Source organism: Novosphingobium sp. MD-1 (assembly GCF_001014975.1).
Taxonomy (GTDB): Bacteria; Pseudomonadota; Alphaproteobacteria; order Sphingomonadales; family Sphingomonadaceae; genus Novosphingobium.
On sequence record NZ_BBXA01000013.1, the window covers coordinates 586,736 to 607,248 of the forward strand.

General features: G+C 64.0%; 15 protein-coding genes and 1 pseudogene. 9 read left to right on the forward strand and 7 right to left on the reverse strand.

Going from position 1 to position 20,513, the window contains the following annotated elements; all coding sequences use genetic code 11:
- Window positions 1-53: 53 nt before the first annotated feature.
- Window positions 54-1,421, forward strand: a complete 1,368-nt coding sequence (locus tag NMD1_RS03065; RefSeq protein WP_158453878.1) for a DUF1254 domain-containing protein — start codon at window positions 54-56, stop codon at window positions 1,419-1,421.
- Between the two features lie 3 nt (window positions 1,422-1,424).
- Here NMD1_RS03065 and NMD1_RS03070 read toward each other — a convergent pair whose 3' ends face one another.
- From NMD1_RS03070 to NMD1_RS21435, 5 genes are all read right to left on the reverse strand, one after another.
- A complete protein-coding gene (locus tag NMD1_RS03070) occupies window positions 1,425-2,723 on the reverse strand; it encodes a hypothetical protein (RefSeq protein WP_125953579.1) in 1,299 nt (432 codons plus the stop codon).
- A 57-nt stretch (window positions 2,724-2,780) separates the two neighbouring features.
- On the reverse strand, window positions 2,781-3,260 hold the full coding sequence (locus NMD1_RS03075; protein WP_125953580.1) for an Lrp/AsnC family transcriptional regulator: 480 nt from the start codon (window positions 3,258-3,260) through the stop codon (window positions 2,781-2,783).
- 63 nt (window positions 3,261-3,323) lie between these two features.
- Window positions 3,324-4,457 (reverse strand): dipeptidase, encoded by a 1,134-nt coding sequence (locus NMD1_RS03080; protein WP_233497316.1) that lies wholly within the window; start codon window positions 4,455-4,457, stop codon window positions 3,324-3,326.
- Between the two features lie 13 nt (window positions 4,458-4,470).
- On the reverse strand, window positions 4,471-7,230 hold the full coding sequence (locus NMD1_RS03085) for a M14 family zinc carboxypeptidase (RefSeq protein ID WP_233497317.1): 2,760 nt from the start codon (window positions 7,228-7,230) through the stop codon (window positions 4,471-4,473).
- A gap of 38 nt (window positions 7,231-7,268) precedes the next feature.
- The gene (locus NMD1_RS21435) at window positions 7,269-7,469 is read right to left on the reverse strand and encodes a hypothetical protein (RefSeq protein WP_233497318.1); all 201 of its coding nucleotides are present in this window, start codon (window positions 7,467-7,469) and stop codon (window positions 7,269-7,271) included.
- Between the two features lie 340 nt (window positions 7,470-7,809).
- Here NMD1_RS21435 and NMD1_RS03090 point away from each other — a divergent pair, with 340 nt between their 5' ends.
- From NMD1_RS03090 to NMD1_RS21155, 3 genes are all read left to right on the forward strand, one after another.
- Window positions 7,810-10,098 (forward strand): TonB-dependent receptor, encoded by a 2,289-nt coding sequence (locus NMD1_RS03090; RefSeq protein ID WP_233497319.1) that lies wholly within the window; start codon window positions 7,810-7,812, stop codon window positions 10,096-10,098.
- 68 nt (window positions 10,099-10,166) lie between these two features.
- Window positions 10,167-11,489 carry an amidohydrolase family protein gene (locus NMD1_RS03095; RefSeq protein ID WP_125953583.1) on the forward strand — a complete coding sequence of 441 codons (1,323 nt, stop codon included), beginning with the start codon at window positions 10,167-10,169 and terminating at the stop codon, window positions 11,487-11,489.
- 405 nt (window positions 11,490-11,894) lie between these two features.
- Window positions 11,895-12,086 carry a ribonuclease E inhibitor RraB gene (locus NMD1_RS21155; protein WP_158453879.1) on the forward strand — a complete coding sequence of 64 codons (192 nt, stop codon included), beginning with the start codon at window positions 11,895-11,897 and terminating at the stop codon, window positions 12,084-12,086.
- Window positions 12,087-12,604: 518 nt separating this feature from the next.
- Here NMD1_RS21155 and NMD1_RS03100 read toward each other — a convergent pair.
- Window positions 12,605-13,985: pseudogene (locus tag NMD1_RS03100) on the reverse strand (transposase).
- A gap of 525 nt (window positions 13,986-14,510) precedes the next feature.
- Window positions 14,511-15,512 (reverse strand): AraC family transcriptional regulator, encoded by a 1,002-nt coding sequence (locus NMD1_RS03105; protein ID WP_125953584.1) that lies wholly within the window; start codon window positions 15,510-15,512, stop codon window positions 14,511-14,513.
- Between the two features lie 151 nt (window positions 15,513-15,663).
- Between NMD1_RS03105 and NMD1_RS03110 the strand changes: the two genes are divergently transcribed.
- Genes NMD1_RS03110 through NMD1_RS03130 form a run of 5 tightly spaced genes read left to right on the forward strand, consistent with a single transcriptional unit; the run spans window position 15,664 to window position 20,461 of the window.
- On the forward strand, window positions 15,664-16,641 hold the full coding sequence (locus NMD1_RS03110; protein ID WP_125953585.1) for a quinone oxidoreductase: 978 nt from the start codon (window positions 15,664-15,666) through the stop codon (window positions 16,639-16,641).
- An 11-nt stretch (window positions 16,642-16,652) separates the two neighbouring features.
- Entirely contained in the window at window positions 16,653-17,501 is an 849-nt protein-coding gene (locus tag NMD1_RS03115) for a TauD/TfdA family dioxygenase (protein ID WP_125953586.1), read from the forward strand.
- A 36-nt stretch (window positions 17,502-17,537) separates the two neighbouring features.
- Window positions 17,538-18,602, forward strand: coding sequence for a 3-keto-5-aminohexanoate cleavage protein (locus NMD1_RS03120; protein WP_125953587.1), 1,065 nt, complete (start codon window positions 17,538-17,540; stop codon window positions 18,600-18,602).
- Window positions 18,599-19,153, forward strand: a complete 555-nt coding sequence (locus NMD1_RS03125; protein WP_125953588.1) for an alpha/beta hydrolase — start codon at window positions 18,599-18,601, stop codon at window positions 19,151-19,153. The genes NMD1_RS03120 and NMD1_RS03125 overlap by 4 nt, the downstream gene beginning before the upstream one ends.
- Before the next feature lie 21 nt (window positions 19,154-19,174).
- Entirely contained in the window at window positions 19,175-20,461 is a 1,287-nt protein-coding gene (locus NMD1_RS03130) for an MFS transporter (RefSeq protein ID WP_125953589.1), read from the forward strand.
- The last annotated feature ends 52 nt before the right edge of the window (window positions 20,462-20,513 follow it).

Consider the following 20,513-nt stretch of genomic DNA (forward strand, 5'->3'; position numbering starts at 1 on the left):
AAACTTCCCGCTCGAAGCGGCGGGCACACGGTAATCGGGAAAGGATACAGGCCATGATTTCAGACGGTACTTCACGTTCCCTGCCGCTCACCCGCCGCGCCTTGCTGGGTACGGCGGGCGCTCTGTCGTTCGGCGCGGCGCTACCGGCACGCCTGCTTGCGGCCGACGATCCCGATGCCGGCATTCGCGCCGCGTTCTATTATGCCTTCACGCTGTATGAGTTCGCGCGAAACGAACAGGCGCTGGCCCGATGTGTCGGCGCGCCCGGCACACTCAACACCATCGTCCGGCGTTCGCAGCTGTCCGACTGGCGTTCCCGCAACGTGACCGCGCCCAACAACGACACGATCTATTCTTCCTGCCTGCTCGACCTGTCGGGTGGTCCGATGGAACTGGCAGCGCCCACCGTGCGCGATCGCTATCTGTCCATCGCCTTCATGAACGCGTTTACCGACAACTTCGCCTATGTGGGCACGCGCGCGACCAACGGGAACGGCGGCCGCTTCTGGATCGCGGGACCGGAATGGCAGGGTACCGCTCCCGACGGCGTGCAGCTGTTCCGGTCCAGCACGAACGATGTCTGGATGCTGGCGCGCATTCTTGTCGACGGGCCTGGCGATCTTCCCGCCGCAGAGGCCGTACAGCAACAGATCACCATATCGGCCCCGGCGGGTCGCCAACCGCCGCGTGGCTTTACGGTCGCGGCCCAGCCGCAGGCGAACGATGCCGCCAATTTCCTTGCGGTCGTCAACGAGCTGATCCGCCGTTCGCCGGGACGCAGGGGGGAACTCGCGCGCGCCGGACAGTTCGCCGCCTGGGGCATCGGCACTGAAAAGCAACCCTCCCCTGCCCTGCTCGCAGAATGGACACGTTTCCTGCCGATCGGGATCAAGGACCTGCGCGAAGGATTCCTGTTCCGTGATCTGGTCGTCAACGGGTGGAGCTACCAGCCCCGCGGCGTCGGCAATTTCGGCAGCAACGACCGTCTTCGGTCGCTTGTGGCGCTGGGTGGGATCGCGGCGCTCGGGGAACAGGAAGCGATGTACTTTCATGCCAACTTCGATGCGCACGGCGCACGTCTGTCGGGCCAGAACGCTTATCGCTGGAGAGTGCCGCCCGGCGGCGTTCCGGCCAAGGCGTTCTGGTCGCTGACGATGTACGACGCGCAGCCGGACGGCCGCTACTACCTCGTGGAGAATCCGATCGGGCGCTATTCGATCGGCGACCGCACGCCCGATCTCGTGCGCGAGCCGGACGGCAGCACGGTGATCTGCATCCAGCGCGAACGCCCCGAGGGTCGCCTTGCCGCGAACTGGCTGCCGGCCCCCGCCGGCCCCATGCGGCTTGCGCTGCGCGCCTATCTGCCGAAAGACGAGCTGATCGATCGCAAATGGCGAGTGCCGCCGCTCGAACAAGTCTGATCGTCAGGCCGTCGCGCCGAGAATCAATGCCTTGCAGGCCGCGATCACCGGCGCAACGAAATCGGGCGACACGCAACGCGCATCGTCGCCTTCGACGTGATGGTAACGGTGTGCGCCGAAGATACCGGCCACGCGCCGGTGCCCCGCCGCAAGGATCGTCGAAAGCTCGCCGGCCGCGCCGGCACTCGCCGGATACGCCATTTCAAGGCCGGGCAGCCCCGCGAACGCCCGCTTCGCCAAGGGCAGGAGGTCAGCGCCAACCGCCAGGAATCGCTGCGGGTCCGCGCTGGGCAGCGGCAGCAGCCGCCCTCCGCCCGGTTCATGCCAGTCGCGCGCGGCGACATTGGCGCCAAGATGCAGCCACAGCGCCGTGCGTTTCGGCAGCGGAGCAAGCGCGTCGAGCGCATGTTCCGATCCGAGGTTTTCGTACTCGTGCCCGCTGTTGCACAGGAACAGGAGATCGTGCCGCGGCAGGGCGGCGCCAGCCCAGCGCGCCAGCGCCAGCCACGTGACGAGGCCGGGACCACGTTCTCCGGCGCAGGTCGTCCAGCCTGAACGCGGTGTGGACACGACCAGCGTTCCCGCGCCGCCGCGCCGCCATCGGCCAGCGATATTGAACGCCTCTCGGCGACCGGCATCCCCGTCGAGGAAAAGCGTGGCGACCTCCCCTGCCTGCGCCAGCGCGCGAAACGGTGCAGCCGCCCTGGGTGCAAGGACGGCGGCAGGAACATCGACCATGGCCTTGTTCCCGTCCGCATTGAGCGCGATGGCCTCTCCGGTGGGGCCATTGGTCACCAACAGAACCGCGGCGGCACCGGCTGCAGCGACGGCGCGTAACGTCTCGGCGACCGGCCGTGCCAGCGCGCTCGACCATCGCGCATAGGGCAGTTCAACCATGACGATCACACCGGACAGGCCCGATGCCGGCACCAATCCGGGCTCCACGCGCACCAGCTTTCCGGTCTGCCCGGCCCCGCCCGTCGGCGTGACGATGGCAAATGGCAGCACCGCCGCCCGCGCCGCGCCGCTCACCAGTTCCGTGCGCCGCGGGGAGAAGAACGGTACGCTGAACGCCTGCCGTTCGGTCTGCGCGCCGGCCTGTTTCAATTGCTGCTCGATCCACGCGCCGCAGGCGGTATCGCCGGGGCCTCCCGACGCCTTGTTGCCAAAGCCGACGTAGCGGTCGAGGTCCGCTGCGATGGCATCCCGGGTCGGTCCGGCCGGATGTGCCTGGGCAGCAATAGGCAGGGCCGGCGTGAGCGCCATGGCCTTGATGATGGACCTGCGGGTGGAGCGTGTCATGGTGCGGGTGCAGAGCCTGATCGTTCGAGCCGGAAGCCTAGCCGGCTAGCGCGAAACTCAGCAGAAATCGAGCGGCAGGGCGGTCGTTTTCTTGAGCTGCTTCATCACGATGAACGTGCGGACGTTGTCAATCTCCTCCCCGATCAGGAGCTTCGCCGAGAGGAACTCGCTGTAGCTTTCCAGATCGTGGGTATAGACCCGCAGCATGAAGTCCATCTCCCCCGTGGTGTAATCGCACGAGATCACTTCGGGCAGCGCTTCGATCCGCGCGCGGAACAGGCGCTCGGCCTCGCCAGTCTGCGAGCGCAGCTTCACCGCGATATAGGCGGAAATGCCCAGATTGAGCTTTGCCGGATCGAGGATCGCGGCGGTGCGTTCGATAAAGCCCTGTTCGCGCAGGCGATGCAACCGCCGCGAACATTGCGAGGGCGAGAGGTGAACGAGCGTGCTCAGTTCGCCCGGCCCCAGATCGCCGCGAATCTGGATGTGCTGCAGGATCTTGCGATCGAACCTGTCCAGCCGTTCCTGCGTCATCATATACTCCTGCCTGCCGCCTCCCGTGCCCAGAGGGCGGCCCTCTCCCGGATCACCAACGGCTTGTCACCCGGGCCAGACTTCGCGGAACAATCGATCGAAATTGCCGCCGATGACCTTTTCGACCACACGGTCCGGATAGCCGGCCGCGGTGAGATCGGCCGCGATCATCTCCAGCCGGCGCGGGGCGTTGAGATCGGGCACGGTCACCGGGCTGTCCGCCTCGCCCGGCGCCCCTATCCCCGCCTTCTGCCGCGCCTCGGCTGTCTGGCGGACGATGTCCATGTAGGCGGGCGAAATGTCCACCGGGGTAATGCTCTGGTCGCTGCCGATCCCGACATGATCCTCGCCGCAGGTATCCAGCGCGTGGCGCAAATGCCGGCGGAACAGCGCGCGGGAGGCCGCCACCGGATCGCGGCCGAGGAACGGCATCAGGTAGAGGCCCACCACGCCACCCCGGTCGGCCACCGCGCGGAACGCCGTGTCGGGCAGATTGCGCTGGCTGTCGAACACCGCGCGGGCGCCGGTGTGCGAGATCGTGATCGGCCGCGAGGAAGCTTGCGCCGCCTGAATCGCAGTGGAGGGATTGGCATGGCCGACATCGACCAGCACGCCCAGACTGTTCATGCGCGCCACTGCCTCGCGCCCCAGATCGGTCAGTCCTTCACTTTCCGGAAGCGAACTGCCCGCGCCGAGCGCATTGCGATCGTTGTAGGTCAGCTGCATGATCTTGACCGACATGGCGGCAAAGGCATCGATCAGGCCAAGATCGGTGCCGATCATGCCCATGCCCTGAAAGCCGAAGATCACGCCCAGCTTCCCCTCGCGCTTGGCCCGCGCGATATCGGCATGGTGGCGCACCAGCGTCAGGTAATCGGGATGACGCGCGATCTGGTCCAGCCAGAAGCCGATCTCCTTGACCGTCTCCGCCAGGCTGCCCGGCTTGCCCACGGTCAGGTTGATCGCGGTCATGCCGGAAGCGCGGACATTCTCCAGTTGCGAGGGCGTGAGCGGACCCGGCTTGGGGTAGGGTACGTTCCAGGTATTCGGCGAGGCCAGCGCGTCGATGACGATGGCGCGGCGGTAAAGCGCGCCGATCGCGGGGGGAACGCCGTTCGCCGCAGGCGCTGCGCTCGCCGTTCCGCCGGTGCCCGCGGCCAGCGTCGCCAGCATGCCCAGCGAAAAAGCGCGGCGATCCACCCCCGGCATTCCCTTACTGCCCTTCCGGTACCGGCGGCGGCGCGGGCGGCGCCTCGTCGGTCAATCCCAGTTGCTTCCAGTTGATCAGCGCGTTGTACAGCATCCGGAATTCACCCAGGTTCTGCCAGCGCCAGATGGGATTGGTGGCGAACATCAGCACGCGGCCCGAACCATCGGGCACGTTGATGATCGCCGGACGGTCCTTCACCTGATCCGATCCGCGCATGAACCCGCTCTGCACGCCGTCCTTGCCGCCGGGAAATTCCATCAGGATCTGTCCCTTAAGCCTGTCCGGCACGGAAAACAGCGTGCTGGTCGCCCAGCGGACTGGCATCTTCTGGTCCTTGATGTCGGCATCGTAGCCATAGAAGATCGGGCTGGCGGGCTTGGTGACCTTGGCCGTGACCACGGGGCCGGGCGCGTAGAAATTGCCGCTGGCCTTGGTTTCGGACAAATCGTCCACCAGCCCGAAATCGACCGGCACCGCACTGGCATCGCCGGTGGTGATCAGCGTTCCGCCCTGCTCCACGAACTTCTGCAGTTCGGCAAGGCCTTCCAGCCCCATGCCGCCGCGCACGTCTTCCGACGATCCGTAATCGCCCGAGAAGCGATAACGGTCGGTCTTGGTATAGGGCAGCGGCTTGCCCTTCATCGGAATGTCGAAAACGATGTCCTTCACCGACCGGCCCTGCATTGGCAGGATGATGACGTCGTAACTGGCGCGCAGGTTGCCCTTGCGGACCTGCTCCTTGTAGATCAGGTCATAGGACACGGCGTGCCGGTCCATGGCATAGCGCAGCCAGCCGACCTTCTCGCTCGATCCCCAGGTGCTGAACACCGCCGTGCGCGGCAGCACGGTATCGTGCGCCGGGGCATTCGGCTGGCCGGACAGCCCGATGGCTTCCAGCCCCAGTTCCTCGACCGCCGGCTTCAGCGCCGCATAGGCGCTGCCATCGACCAGGAACGACCCCGCCGGAACGGTCTTGCCGCCAGACTGGAAGGCCTTTTCGACCACCTTCACCGGCGTGTCCTTCAGCCGGTAGCGCAGCGTGGCCATGTTGACCGAGCCCTGATCGAGCACGGCATACGTGCGCGCGCCGCCGCCGCTGATCCGCCCGGTAAGGGTGAACTGCGCCAGCGGTGTGACCGGCACCGCCAACGCGGCCTTGTCCGCAACCTCCACGATCCGGGTGTGCGTCATCAGCCCCATGGTCCAGGCCGCGTCGTCGTAGGTCGTCAGGTTCTCGTCCGGATAATCGTTCTGCAGCTTCAGCAGCATCTTGGCGAGGCGCCCGTAGGGCTGGTTGAGCTTGATGACGAGCGAACCGGCCGGGAACGAGCCTTCCTTGACCGTCACCGCCTGGTTGGCGCGGCCGATCTCTATCCCCTGCAACTGGAGAATGTCCGTCACGAACTTGATGCGCGAAGGGTCGGCCTGATCGGCGGGAATGACATAGGCATAGGGTGCCTTGTCCGCTCCCGCCTGAATCGCGTTGCTGCTCTTCTTGTAGAAGTTCTCGAGGATGACCTGCGGGAACCGCGCGGCCAGGTCGAGCGCGGTCAGGATGCCGGTTTCCATGTAGTTGGTGTTGTTGCGCATCGACCACATCACCTCCTTGTAGGGAGGCAGCGGCCGGAACCAGTCGCGCTTGGTCCAGTCCCCGCCGCGCACGCCCGTCTGCACTTCAGGGGCGACATGGCGGTACATCGTGGTGGCGCCGGCGTTGCCGAAGGTTTCGTACATGCGCAGCATGCCGTTGTGGTTCGACGACATGAAGGCCAGGTAGCCCGGCGTCCAGGCATCGACAAAGCCGTGCGTCCACACGCCGGGCATGCCGTACTTGGTCATCTGCGCCATCTCGAAATTCGAGAACCACGGCAGTTCGCCGAACAGGATCGGATCGAGATCGGGGTTCTGCGGCGCCTGCCCGGAATAGGTGTACATGAACGGCACCGATTCATGCAGTTCGTGCATGATCGGCGGATGCCAGTCGAGATAGTACTTCATCAGGTGACGCGCGCTGACGTCCGAGAAATTGATGTCGCGGTTGTTGTCGTGATAGATGTACTTGCCCCAATAGGGCGGACCACCGGGCTTGTTGCGGTCGTCCTTCTCGTCGATCAGGTTGCGATAGTACCAGTCGACATAGCGATCGCGCCCGTCCGCTTCGAGCACGGGGGTGATCGCGACGACCAGATTGTCGCGGATGCCCTTTATCATCGCGCTGTCTTCGGTGAGCAGGCGATAGGCCAGTTCCATCAGCATTTCCGGCGGGCCGGTCTCCGCGCTGTGGAGGCCGCCGGAGATGTGATAGAAGGGCTTGGTCTGCGCGATCACCGCCGGCGCGTCGGCGGCCGGCAGCTTGCGCGGATCGGCCAGCAGCGCCAGGTTCTTCTTGTAGGTATCGAGGCTGGCTATGTTCTCGGGGGCAGAGATCATGACCACGATGTTCTCGCGGCCTTCCTCGGTCTTGCCGATCTCGATGATCTTCACGCGGTCCGGCGCGGCTTCCGCCAGCTTGCGATAATAGGCGATGATCTGCTCGTAGTAGTGCAGCGTATCGGGCGCGCCGATAGTCTTGCCGAGCACCTGCTTGGGCGAGGGGATCGTCTGCGAGACCGGCAGGTGATCGACCAGCGGGCTCATGAACTCGGGTTTGGTGGTCCACCGCTTCACGTCGGCGGCGTAATCCGGGTCCATCTGCTGCGCCATGGCGGTACCGCTCAGCAGCATGGCCATGGCCATGCCGGCAACAATCGTTCTGTTCTTCACACGTGCTCCCCGAAAATGACGATTACCCGACGCGCCGGTCAGGCATGCTGAAACGCCTCACGCCACAGGCGCGAGGAAGAGAGGCTGGACAGTCCCTTTGAAAGGCGGCCAACCTTATCGGCGACCGGAACCGACACAACGCCTTTTCTTGCGCCGTGTGCGCGGATTGGCGAAGGATCATGCACGAGCGAAGCATTGTGCAGGCCGAAAATTCCACATTCGACGCGTTCCTCCACCATCTTCCCCTATCGCGCAACCGTCGCGCAGCTTTCCCGCGCTTCATGCAATCCGCGTGCATTCTGCGAATCCGGCCCCTTGCATTCTTATTGACGAGAACCCCCTCCTGTTTCACGCTCCCGGCCATAAGAACCTTTGGGGGCCGCGGCAGCGTGCATTTGCAACGTCGCGGAAAAATTGCGGGGAAACAAGGGAGTAGAATCTCCTCCTCTCATATGGGACTCCTGAAATCGGGCAGACAAGCCTGTCGATCGCATCCATTGCATCGGCATGGTGATTTGTCATACGGCGGCGCCTTCGCGCGTAGCCGCGTGATGAGGGAACAAGCAAAAGGGAGGTCAAGTGACAAAGAACATGAACCGGGGTTGCAGCTCAATCAACCTCAAGGCCATGCTGCTGGCGGCCGGAAGCGCGACGCTGCTCGCCACGCCGGCCCTGGCGCAGGAAACGCCGCAGGACCGCGGCGGCGATGAAATCGTGGTGACCGCACTGAAGCGCGAAACCAACCTGCAGGACACGCCGATCGCGATTTCCGCGATCAGCGGCGCAGCGCTTGCCAATTCGGGCGTGCAGAGCATCGCCGATCTGGGCGCGACCACGCCGGGCCTCAACTTCGTCGATGGCGGGCCTTCGCAGCGCCGCGTGGTCATCCGCGGCATCCAGGGTCCGGGCGAGCCGATGATCGGCACCTATTACGACGAAACGCCCGTGACCGGATCGATCGGCGCCAGCAACGACGCCGGCGGATCGACGCCCGAACTGCGCCTGTTCGACGTGCAGCGCGTGGAAGTGCTGCGCGGTCCGCAGGGCACGCTCTATGGTTCGGGTTCGATGGGTGGCACGCTGCGCGTGATCTACAACAAGCCGAACCTGGACACGGTGCAGGCCGGCGTGGACATCAGCGGTTCCAACACGCACCACGGCGGCTGGAACATGGAAGGCAGCGCGATGATCAACGCGCCGATCGTGACCGACAAGGTGGGTCTGCGCGTCGTCGGCTTCTATCGCAACCAGGATGGTTTCATCGACAACACCACGCTGGGCATCAAGAACATCAACAAGCAGGAAAGCTTCGGCGGCCGCGCGCTGCTGCGCCTGAAGCCGACCGAGCGCTGGACGATCGATCTCGCGGCCTACATCAACCGCAGCCGGACCGACACGCCGAGCTGGACCCTGGGCGCCGGCAAGTACATCTCCGATGCCTATACCCGACAGCCGGTGCGCGACAACGTGGAGCTGTACAGCATCACGTCGAACTATGACCTCGACTTCGCGACGCTGACGGCCACCGGATCGTACATGCACCGCAAGCTGTCGTCGGTCTCCGACGTTTCCCGTTACATCCGTGGGCAGCGCACGCCCGCCCGCTGCTCAGCGCTGGTTGCCGGCGGGGCGGCCTGTTCGCCGACCCAGCTCACAAACTTCTACGCGCTGGTCGATGGGCAGTCGACGTCGGCGCTGTTCCCGCAGCAGGACATGGACACCTGGACCGGCGAAATCCGCCTCAGCTCGAACGGCAAGGGGCCCATCAACTGGACCCTGGGCGGCTTCTATTCGAACCGCCACACCAACGTGGCCAATCCGCAGGTCAATGCCGATCCGCTGAACGGCCAGGTGATCTATCCGCTGCAAATCGCCACGGTGCGCTTCATCGATGACAGGCTGGAACAGATCGCGGGCTTCGGCGAAGTGTCGTGGGATATCACCGATCGCCTCAACCTGACCGGTGGCGCGCGCTATTTCCACTACAACAAGAACATCGTGGGCCAGACGACCGTTCCCTCGATCCTGGTCGGCGCGCGCCTCACGCCGCCCACGGCCGTCACGTCGGGCGAAAGCGGCTGGGTGGTCAAGGCCAACGCATCCTACAAGATCACGCCGGACGTGATGCTCTATGCCGAAGCGGCGCAGGGCTTCCGCCCGGGCGGCGCCAACCAGGTGCTTGGCCTCGACGCCGCGCTGACCGCGTACAATTCGGACAGCCTGTGGAACTACGAAGTGGGCCTCAAGACGGCGTGGTTCGATCGCAAGGTGACGCTCAACGTCGATGCGTTCCAGATCGACTGGAGCGACATGCAGATCACGCTGCGCACGCCCAACGGTGCCTTCTCCTACATCGGCAACGCCGGCAAGGCGAAGGTCAAGGGCATCGAGGCGGAAACCGGCATCCATCCGCTGCCGGGCCTGTCGATTCTGGGCAACTTCTCCTACATCGACGCCAAGCTGACCCAGAACCAGAACACCGGTGTGACCGCCACCTCGGGCCTGAAGGGCGATCGCATCCCCTACGTGCCCAAGATCATGGGTGGCGGTTCGGCGCAGTACAGCTGGCCGCTCAGCGAGTCGCTCTCGGGCTTCCTGCGGGCCGACTTCAACTATGTCGGCAGTTCGTGGTCGGATTTCCGTCCGAACTACGTCTATGCCCGCAAGGTTGACGATTACGCGCTGGTCAACGCCCGCATCGGCATCGAGGAGCCCGACAACAAGTGGGGCGTGTACCTCTTCGTCACCAACCTGTTCGACTCGACCGCGATCACGCGTTCCACGTCGAGCGCCATCGCCGTCGGCCGCACGCTGGTAACCAGCGCCACACCGCGCACGATCGGCGTCAATTTCCGTACCAACTTCTGACCCGGACGGAGCGGCCTTCAGCCGGGAGAAGGCCGCCCCGCTTCCTTTCCCATTTCAAGAGAGCGTCCATGTTCACCATCACCAGAAACCGTCTGGCCGCCACGGCCGCAACCACCGTTTTCGCCCTGTTCACCACCCCGGCCATGGCGAAGGATCTGGTGGTCCACGCCGGGCATCTGATCGACGGGGTCGGCGCGAAGCCGCGCGACAACGTATCAATCCTGATTCACGATGATCGCATCACCGGCGTCCAGGACGGGTTCGTCACGCCCGCCGGCGCGGACGTCATCGATCTTTCGACGGCCACCGTCCTGCCCGGCCTGATCGACATGCACGATCACATCACCTCGGCCTATACCGGCAAGAACCCGATCGCCGAGCGGGTGACGCATTCGGACCTCGATACCGCCTTCGATTCCGTGGGCTTCGCGCGCAAGACGCTGGAAGCCGGCTTCACCTCCGTGCGCGATGTCGGCGGCGAAACCGGCGTTGTCGTCGCGCTGAAGCGCGCCATCGCCGGCGGCAAGATCGCAGGGCCGCGCCTGTGGGTTTCGGGCTATCCGCTCGGCCCCACCGGCGGCCATGGCGATCCGCAGAACGGCATGAGCGCGGAACTCGATTTCCATAGCGAAGGCCGCGTCATCGATGGCCCGGACGAGGCCGCCAAGGTCGTCCGGCGGATGCACCGCGACGGCGTGGACCTGATCAAGATCATGCCCAGCGGCGGCGTGCTGAGCATCGGGGACGATCCCAACAACACGCTGATGACCGACGCGGAGATCAGCGCCGTCGTCAACACCGCGCACAGCCTTGGCATGCGCGTGGCCGCCCATGCCCACGGGCGCGACGCCATCATCCGCGCTTCGGCGCTGGGCGTGGATTCGATCGAGCACGGCTCGTTCGGCGATGCCGAAGCCTACAAGGTGATGAAGGCGCATGGCACTTATCTGGTGCCCACACTGCTGGTCGCCGACACCGTGGTCAAAGTGGCGAAGGCCCACCCGGAATCGCTGAACCCGTCCTCGGCCAAGAAGGCACTGGAAGTCGGCCCGATCACGATCGCCAACCTCGGCAACGCCTACAAGGCCGGCGTAAAGATCGCCTTCGGCACCGATCAGGGCATGGCGCCGCACGGCACCAACGCGCAGGAATTCGCGCTGATGGTCCGCGCCGGCATGACGCCGATGGACGCGATCCGCGCGGCTACGGTCAACGCCGCCGATCTGCTCAACGCCAGCGCGGACGTCGGATCGGTCCAGGCCAACCGCTACGCCGACCTGATCGCCGTGGCAGGCGATCCGCTGGCGGATGTCACCCAGCTCGAACGCGTGCGCTTCGTGATGAAGGGCGGCGCGGTCGTGAAGGGCTGGACGGACGCCGCGGCAAAGTAAGTGGAGAACGGGCCGGGGTACCGGCATTCGCAGGTTCGAATGCTGCCGCCGACACGCCGTCGAGCTTAGCAAAGTGAGTTCGGTCGACCTTCTGCGAGACGCCTTCCTTCGAGAAGAGTTCATAGAAGGTCGCGAACTCACTCTCGATCGAGGCGAGGCTCGGAAACACGATGGCCTTGTATTCCCGGAACGACTTGCCGCGAGAGCGCAATGCCATGAACGCGATCCAGACAGTGCCACTTGTTAGCGTCGCGAACTCGACTCCGTGTTCCACGGCAGTAGTTGGCTGCCTGAGTAAAACCATTGCGGACGGATTTAGAGCGGGGCCGTCGATCTTGTACTGTCCCAGCTTGAGGTCAGCCGTATCGAGGGGCAGCTTCCCGACGCGCTTAGCCTCAATGACCAGTGCCGGCGTGCCGCGATATTGCATTAGGTAGTCCGTATAGCGAGACAGGTCAGCCGTGGCTCTTTCTCGTTCGCAGCCAAACCACTGACGACGAAGCGATTCGCAATTTGACGATGACCTATCTCCAAATGGAGGACAGCTTCGGCGTAGAATGCGACGGATGGGGATGTGTTGGTCAGACGCAGGAATGATCGCGATGTCCTCTCGCGCCATTCCCGTGATTGCCACCTTTCCGGACACAACGGCATTGCAGATACTGCGAGATTGGAGCAATAATATCGAGTGGAAAGCGGACCGTCAGATCGAAGCAGTTCTCCAATGCGGCGTTTTGGGCTCGCTCTTATCTTTATTGGCTTGGGCGTATCTGCCTATTCGGGGCAAACGCCCTTCGCGCTTCTCACATTGCTTGGAGGCCTTATCGTGGTGGTCGAGTCCTGCCTAGCTTCACGATCGAACAGCGCCTAACCCGCCATTGCCGCCGATCGGCGACACTTAAGGCCGCACTATAAGCCGCCGTTCGCCGCCTCTCCTCGGAAGATGAACGAAGGAGCGGTTTCGTGGTCGGCCTCCAGGCCCTGCAGCATCGCCTTTTAAGGCGATCGCGGCGCGATGCGCCGATGGGCGGCTCACGCCCGATGCCGTTGAAAAAGTCGCCTTCTTGGCGAAGCGGAGGGTATTGATCGAAACGGCTGAGCAGAATCGCCTGACCTCATGTCATCGTCATCTGCCTGGCGATGCTGATCTTGGCTAGCTTGCGCAGGTTCTGGGTGGCAGCGGCGAGGTGGAACTCATCCCGGGCACCATTGGGTCCGCGTAATCGCAGCCGGTCGAGCCGCATGATGCGCTTCAGGTGGGCAAAAAGCATCTCGACCTTCTTGCGCTCGCGGCGTGAGGCGATCCATTCATCTTCCTGCGACAGGGCCCGAGCGAGATCGCGAGCGCCCTCGTGGATCGAGCGGGTCACCTTGCGAGCCGGCAGGATGGATGTGCATTGTGCATTGTGGCTTGAGCGCGCAGTTGCTGCAGTCCTGCTGCCGCGCTCGGTAGCGGATGAAGCCGTCCTGGTCGGCCTCCGGTCGCGGCGAGGTGAAGTTGCGGTTACGCGGTCGCAGACGCCTGCCGGCCGGGCAGATATAGCTGTCATCCTCGTGATCGAAGGTGAAGTCGCTGCGCTCGAAAGCGCCATCGCTTCTGGCGGACTTGTCGAAGACGGGCACATGCGGCTCGATGCCACGCTCGTGGACGAGCCAGGCGAGCATTCCCGCAGAGCCATAGCCGGTGTCGCCGATCAGCTTGCGGGGCAATAGTCCATGGCGATCGGCTGCCCGCTCGATCATCCGTTTGGCGGCGGTCACCTCGGCCTGGCGCACCGCCGTGCTCGCCTCGACATCCACGATCACCGCATTGTCGACGTCGATCAGGTAGTTGGTGGCGTAGCAGAAGTCGGCGCGGTTGCCGTGCGCCTGGGTATAGCGGGCCGCAGGATCGACAGGCGAAACGCGCTTGGGCTCAACCGGCGTTGCGCCGCCGAAAACGACATCGTCGAGTACGGCGAGATACTCCTCGACGGCACGCCCTGCCGGACCAGCGTCACGACCCTGCGTTCCCTCGACATAGGTCTGTCGGTTGGCCTCGGCGCGGATCAGGCTGGCATCGACAGCAAAGCCGTCACCGCCGACCAGTCCTTCCTCAATGCAGCGCCGCACGGTGGCTTCGAACAGCTGGCGGAACAGATCACTCTCACGGAAGCGTCCATGCCGGTTCTTCGAGAAGGCCGAGTGATCCGGTACGTCACCGTCGAGACCCAGGCGGCAGAACCAGCGGTAAGCCAGGTTGAGGTGCACCTCCTCGCACAGGCGGCGCTCCGACCTGATGCCGAAGCAGTACCCCACGATGAGCATCCGCAGCATCAGTTCGGGGTCGATCGAAGGGCGACCGATCGCGCTGTAAAAGCCGCGCAGGTGCTCGCGCATGCCCGACAGGTCCACGAACCGGTCGATTGCCCGCAGCAGATGATCGGCCGGAACGTGTCGATCCAGACTGAACTCGTAGAACAGGGCTTCCTGCGCCACTCGGCGCTCGCCCATCATCGCTTGGCATCCTTCAGCATGTTGATGCTGAATCAAACCCTCACCCCGACTGCAAGACCGACTTTTTCAACGGTATCGCCCACTTTCGGTCATTGGCAATTAGCGCTGGACTACCTTGAGAAACCGTCTCCCGAGGTAAGTCTCAACCGCCTCCTGAAGGTTTGGCGCCGTCACCACCTTGATGTTGTGCCGCGAATCGAATGGCCCGAATAGGACCGCCTTTTGGGAATCGTCGAGATAAACTCGAGCACGAATATAACTACCACCTTCCTCGAAATGATATTCGAGGTAGTTGTAGTATTGGCCAAATCTTCACCGATCCAGATTTCATCAATCGAATGCTCGATCTGAACCGGTGTGATCACGTCGCCTCGCTGCATTAGAATCTTGTGGCGAAACCAAACCGAACTGGCAACGTCAGATTTCCTCCAGCCCAGGCCATTGCTGGGACCAGCGAGATTGATAAACAAACGACCGCTTCCAGTGTGTGAGTCCAGGCGCCTGAATGTCGACTATTGCGGCGACTCACGAATTTGGCCTAGCCTTGCGCGGACTGCTTCCAAAAGTCGCGCCGTGCCAGCGTGTGAACGCTCCGATGGAACTGTAGCCCAGCAAATCGGCCACCTCGGTGATACGCATTCTGGGATTGGCAAGATACTGTACGGCAAGGTGCATCCGCGCGCTGTTCAGCAACGCAGTGAAACTGGTGCCTTCGACGTCGAGGGCGCGCTGTAGCGTTCGGACTGTCATTCCCAGTGCTGCGGCGCATTGCTGTATACTGGCGCGTCCGGAGGGAAGCAGGAGCTGGATCAATTGGCTTACATCCTGCACGGTTGTGCGATCAACCGGGCTCATGACGGCTTCCAGCAGTTGCCTTGCATGGAGGGCCAGCTGATCATCTGCCTTGATATTGGCGTGGTCCAGATCGGCTTTGGGTAAGACAATGCCGTTGAACTCGCTGCCGAATTGTGGGCGACAATGGAACACGCGCGAGAAGATCGGTAGCTCTGCAGTTGGTGGTGCCTCGTGCGTGAAGCAGACCATCGTCGGGGACCACAGATCGCCCAGCACACTGCGACATAGCCTCGCAAGTACACCAAGGGCCAGATTGTTCGACTGTCGTGAGGGCTCAGGGCGGCGAAGCTGGAAGTCCTCACGTAGGATCACATCCGCGCCATGCTCCTCGAAGTGGAGGACCAGCGTCGAATTGATGCGCGAGCGGAATTCGGCAAGGGTAGAGAGCGCCTGCCGCAGCGTAGGTTGGTGCGCGATCAGCAGGCTCGTCGCCCCCAGATTGGCAAGTGAACGGCATTCCGCCATGCGAAGCCCCAAGGTCATGCACCCGGTGATGGCGGCACTGCGTTCGAGCAGGCGGATTGCAGCCTGGGCCGGAATCAGTTGTTCGGGATTGACCAGCAGATCGCTCGATAGCCCCTGCTCGCGGAGCAGTGGTCTGGGATCGACGGCGAAAGTTGCCATCGTTTCCATATAGCCGGTCAGTGCCGCTACCCTGACGTACTCTGCCAAGTCCTGTCTCCCTTCGCACCAGCTAGTGTGGCGTCGAATGGGAAAACAATGTCATGAAATGTGAAAAAGACAAGCGCGGTCCGCTCTAACTACATGGCAACTGCACAGCATGATCACTGCAATGGCAGGCGCATTGGGGAGAGACATCGCGATGGCTAAGGCTGTCCGTTTTTATGAAACCGGTGGACCCGAGGTCCTCAAGCTTGAGGATGTCCATGTCGGCGAGCCCGGGCCGGGCGAGGTCCGCATCCGCCACGCGGCGGTGGGCTGCAACTTTGCCGATACCTACTTCCGCTCGGGCTACTATCCGGTGCAGCCGCCCTGCGGCATCGGCGTCGAAGGTGCGGGCACTATTGTCGCTCTCGGCGAAGGGGTTGCCGGTTTCGCTGTCGGTGATCGCGTGGCCTACAATGGCAGTCCGCTCGGAGCCTACAGCACCGAACGTGTGATGCCGGCAGCCCCGCTGTTCAAGTTGCCCGACACGATCACTTTCGAGCAAGCCGCTGCCTCGACTATGCGCGGCCTTTCCGCGACATACTGGCTGGTCAAGGCCAACCCCTCGATCAAACCGGGCGATACGATCCTGCTGCACGCAGCGGCGGGCGGCGTCGGCTTGCTCGCGGTCCAGATTGCCAAGCTGCTCGGCTTGCGGGTGATCGGCACTGTCTCGAGCGAGGAGAAGGCCGAAAAGGCGCGCGCCCTGGGCTGTGACGAGATCATCTTCTATCGCCGCGAGGACGTAGCCGCCCGGGTCAGGGAACTGACCGATGGCCAGGGCGTGAGCACTGTGTTCGACAGTGTCGGCAAGGACACGTTCGAAGGCTCGCTCAAGTCGTTGAAGCGGCGCGGCGTGCTGGTCGGCTGCGGCACTGCTTCGGGGCCGTTTCCACCGATCGATGCCTTCCAGATGATGCTGCAGGGCTCGGTCTATTTCACCCGCCCCGCCTTTGCCGACTACTATGCCGACCCTGCCGAGCGCGCCGAACTGGCAGCGCTCTGGTTCGGACACCTCGCCGCCGGGCGGATCAAGGTCGAGATCGGCCAGCGCTATCGCCTTGCTGACTGCGTCGCGGCGCACCGCGATCTTGAAGGCGGACGCACCATCGGTTCGTCGATCTTCGTAATCTGAGGAGGAAAGCCGTGCGGGTCGAAAAGCTTGCCACCCATATCGGCGCGGAACTGGCTGGCGTGAACCTTGCCGACGCGGTCCATGACGACGCCCTGTTCCGCGTGATCCGAATGGCGCTGCTCGAACACAAGGTGCTGTTTTTGCGCGATCAGGATTTCGACCGCGCCACCCATGTCGCATTCGCCGAGCGCTTCGGGGCGCTCGAGGACCATCCAGTAGCCGGGAGCGATCCCGACCACCCGGGTCTTGTCAGAATCTACAAGGACGAGAATTCGCCGCCTGATTTCTATGAAAACGCCTGGCACTGCGACGCCACCTGGCGCGAGGCTCCGCCGATGGGCTGCGTGCTGCGCTGCGTGGCCTGCCCGCCGGTAGGCGGCGACACGATGTGGGCGAACATGGCTAAGGCCTATGACGACCTGCCGGCCCACGTGAAGCAGACCATAGCCCCGCTCAAGGCGCGCCATTCGATCGAGGCTTCGTTCGGTGCGCGGATGGACGAGGCGGAGCGCCATGCCCTGAAGACGCGCTACCCCGATGCCGAGCATCCCGTGGTACGCACCCATCCGGAGACCGGCGAGAAAGTGCTGTTCGTAAACGGCTTCACCACGCACTTCACCAATTACCACACCGCCGACAACGTCCGCTTCGGTCTGGACTATGCGCCGGGTGCCGCGAATCTGCTGCAGTACCTGATCAGCCGTGCGAGCATTCCCGAATACCAGGTACGCTGGCGCTGGCAGCCCAACTCGGTGGCGATCTGGGACAACCGTTCGACCCAGCATTACGCAGTCATGGACTACGCCCCCACGGTCCGCCGCATGGAGCGCGCTGGCATCATCGGCGACCGCCCCTACTGACATCCATCGACGACAAGAAATCCAAGGAGAGATCCGATGCAGTTCCTCGACGACTCCCTGCTCCCCCGCAATCAGGAAAAGCTGGTTATCACAGTTGCTCCCTATGGCCCGGAATGGGCGCCGGAAGACTTCCTTGAAGATATTCCCGTGACGATGGACGAGCAGGTCCAGAAGGCCGTGGACTGCTACAATGCTGGTGCAACGGTCCTCCACCTGCACTGCCGCGAGTTAGACGGTCACGGCTCAAAGCGCCTGTCGATGTTCAACGAAATGATCGACAAGATCCGCACCGCCGTACCTGAGATGATCATCCAGGTTGGCGGCTCGATCTCCTTCGCTCCCGAAAGCGAGGAAGAGGGCGCGGAGGCAAAGTGGCTGTCGGACGAGGTGCGTCACATGCTGGCCGAGCTTACGCCAGCCCCAGAACAGGTCACCATCGCCGTCAACACCACGCAGATGAACATCATGGACCTGATGCACGAGGAGGAATACGCGCAGACCTCCATCGCCAATCCGGCGCTCTATCACGCCTATCGCGAGATGGTCGTTCCCGCAGGGCCTGCCTGGGTCGAGGAGCACCTGCGCCGCCTGACAGGCGCCGGCATCCAGCCGCACTTCCAGCTGACCTGCATGCCCGACATGGAGACGGTCGAGCGCCTGATCCGCAGAGGCCACTACAAAGGCCCGCTGAACCTAACCTGGGTCGGCATCGGTGGTGGTTTCGACGGGCCGAACCCTGCAAACTTCATGGAGTTCATCCGCCGCGCGCCCGATGGCTCGACCGTGACGCTCGAAAGCGTGATGGGCAACGTCCTGCCGATCAACACCATTGCCATCGCGCTTGGCATGCATGCCCGCTGCGGGATCGAGGACACGATCTACGATCCGCACGGCAACAAGATGGGCTCGGTCGCGCAGATCGAACAGCTTGTCCGCATCAGCCGCGAACTGGGCCGCGAGGTGGCCAACGGTGATGAGGCGCGCGCAATCTACAGGATTGGCACGCAGTACAACTCGACGGAGGAAACGCTCGCCCGCCTCGGCATGGCGCCCAACCGCGAGCGTGGCCAGCTCGCCGTGCCGATCCGCGAAGTGGCATGAACGTTACCGTTCTCTTCGTGCCGGGCCTGCGCGATCACGTCGAGGATCACTGGCAGACCCATGCGGCACGCGCGATACCGGGCTCGGTCACGGTCGAACCGTTGACCGAGGACCGGCTGAGCCTTGCCGCGCGTGTCTCCGCACTGGATGCCGCGCTGAATGAGATCGAGGGCGACGTGGTGATCGCCGCCCACAGCGCCGGCTGTCTGATGGTCGCCGAGTGGGCGCGCAAGCCTACCCGCGCGGTCCGTGGCGCACTGCTGGCAACGCCGGCAGATGTCGAGAACCCGTTGCCGCCCGGCTACCCCTCGCTGGAAGATCTCACCGCCCATGGCTGGTGCCCGATCGCACGCGAGCGCCTGCCGTTCTGCACGATCGTGGTGGCCAGCAACAACGATCCGCTCGGCTCGTTCGACCGCATTGCCGACCTCGCCTGGTGCTGGGGCGCGCGGCTGCACGACGCGGGGGATGTCGGGCATCTCAATCCGCCTGCGGGTTTCGGCCCCTGGGACGAGGCACTGCCGTTGATCAAGCAGGTCACGGCGGGCTAAGCATCGGATCGGGAAAGAAAAATGGCTGGGCCAATCAGCATCGATAGCGGACATGAAGGTCCCGCAAAGGGCAGCGCCTACAGCTGGATCGTCTTTGCGCTGAGCTTTGGCCTGTTGATATCCGACTACATGGCTCGGCAAGTGCTCAACGCCGTGTTCCCGCTCCTCAAGGTCGAATGGCATTTGAGCGACGGACAGTTGGGGCTCCTCTCGGGGGTCGTCGCGGTCATGGTTGGCCTGCTGACCTTTCCGCTCTCGCTCGCCGCCGACCGCTGGGGCCGCGTGCGCAGCCTCGCGCTCATGGCGGTGCTGTGGAGCCTGGCCACGCTGCTCTGCGCGGTGGCGAGTGGCTTTGGCGAGATGCTCGTCGGACGCGCGCTCGTCGGCGTTGGCGAGGCGGCCTATGGCAGCGTCGGGATCGCCGTGGTGATCAGCGTGTTTCCGCAGCGCCTGCGCGCTACCCTCGCAGCGGCCTTCATGGCGGGCGGGCTGTTCGGACAAGTCCTTGGCGTGGGCATCGGAGGCACGATCGCGGCCTCTCACGGCTGGCGCAGCGCGTTCATGGCGATCGGTGTTGCCGGGTTGATACTGGGCGTGCTCTATCCGCTGCTGGTCAAGGAACGGCGCATCCGCGCGATGGCCCCGCAGACCGGCGGGCGGGACAATGGCGATGCTGCGGGAATGTCCGCACCCTTGCGCGCGCTCGTCCGCAGCCGCTCGGTGAGGCTGGCCTATCTCGGCAGTGGCCTGCAGATGTTTGCGGCGGGCGCGATGCCAGTGTGGTTGCCAAGCTTCCTCAACCGGAACTACGGCTATGCGGTAGACCGCGCCGGGCAAGTGGCCGCGCTGCTGCTGCTGGCCTGCGGCACGGGGATGGTGGTTTGCGGAATGGTCAGCGACCGCGTCGCGCAGCATCGGCCAGAGCGCAAGATCAGCCTCGCCATGGCCTACTGCATCGGTACGGCCGCGAGCCTCGCGCTGGCGATGGCTCTTCCCGCCGGTGTCGCGCAACTCGCGCTGATCGGCCTTGCTATGTTCCTCGTTGCCGGAACGACCGGTCCGGCCGGCGCGATGGTCGCAAACCTCACCCCTCTCGCCATCCACGGTTCCGCCTTTGCCACGCTTACGCTCGCAAACAACCTGATCGGGCTGGCTCCGGGGCCGATCGTGACCGGACGCATCGCCGACGCGCTGGGACTTGCCGGAGCATTCCGGATCCTGCCGCTGTCCTGCATCGCCGCCGCCTTCACCTTTGCGGCCATGCGCCGCAGCTATCTTGCCGATCTGGCCACCGCCAAGGGCACCTGACCCATGCAGACCCTGACCGACCGCATCCGGGCGCTCGCCCTGTGGCTCGGAG

Excerpts from the sequence above, each read along its gene's own strand:
- NMD1_RS03065 (WP_158453878.1), top strand. The coding sequence starts at position 54 with ATGATTTCAGACGGTACTTCACGTTCCCTGCCGCTCACCCGCCGCGCC.
- NMD1_RS03070 (WP_125953579.1), bottom strand. The coding sequence starts at position 2,723 with ATGACACGCTCCACCCGCAGGTCCATCATCAAGGCCATGGCGCTCACG.
- NMD1_RS03075 (WP_125953580.1), bottom strand. The coding sequence starts at position 3,260 with ATGATGACGCAGGAACGGCTGGACAGGTTCGATCGCAAGATCCTGCAG.
- NMD1_RS21435 (WP_233497318.1), bottom strand. The coding sequence starts at position 7,469 with ATGGTGGAGGAACGCGTCGAATGTGGAATTTTCGGCCTGCACAATGCT.
- NMD1_RS03095 (WP_125953583.1), top strand. The coding sequence starts at position 10,167 with ATGTTCACCATCACCAGAAACCGTCTGGCCGCCACGGCCGCAACCACC.
- NMD1_RS03110 (WP_125953585.1), top strand. The coding sequence starts at position 15,664 with ATGGCTAAGGCTGTCCGTTTTTATGAAACCGGTGGACCCGAGGTCCTC.
- NMD1_RS03120 (WP_125953587.1), top strand. The coding sequence starts at position 17,538 with ATGCAGTTCCTCGACGACTCCCTGCTCCCCCGCAATCAGGAAAAGCTG.
- NMD1_RS03125 (WP_125953588.1), top strand. The coding sequence starts at position 18,599 with ATGAACGTTACCGTTCTCTTCGTGCCGGGCCTGCGCGATCACGTCGAG.
- NMD1_RS03130 (WP_125953589.1), top strand. The coding sequence starts at position 19,175 with ATGGCTGGGCCAATCAGCATCGATAGCGGACATGAAGGTCCCGCAAAG.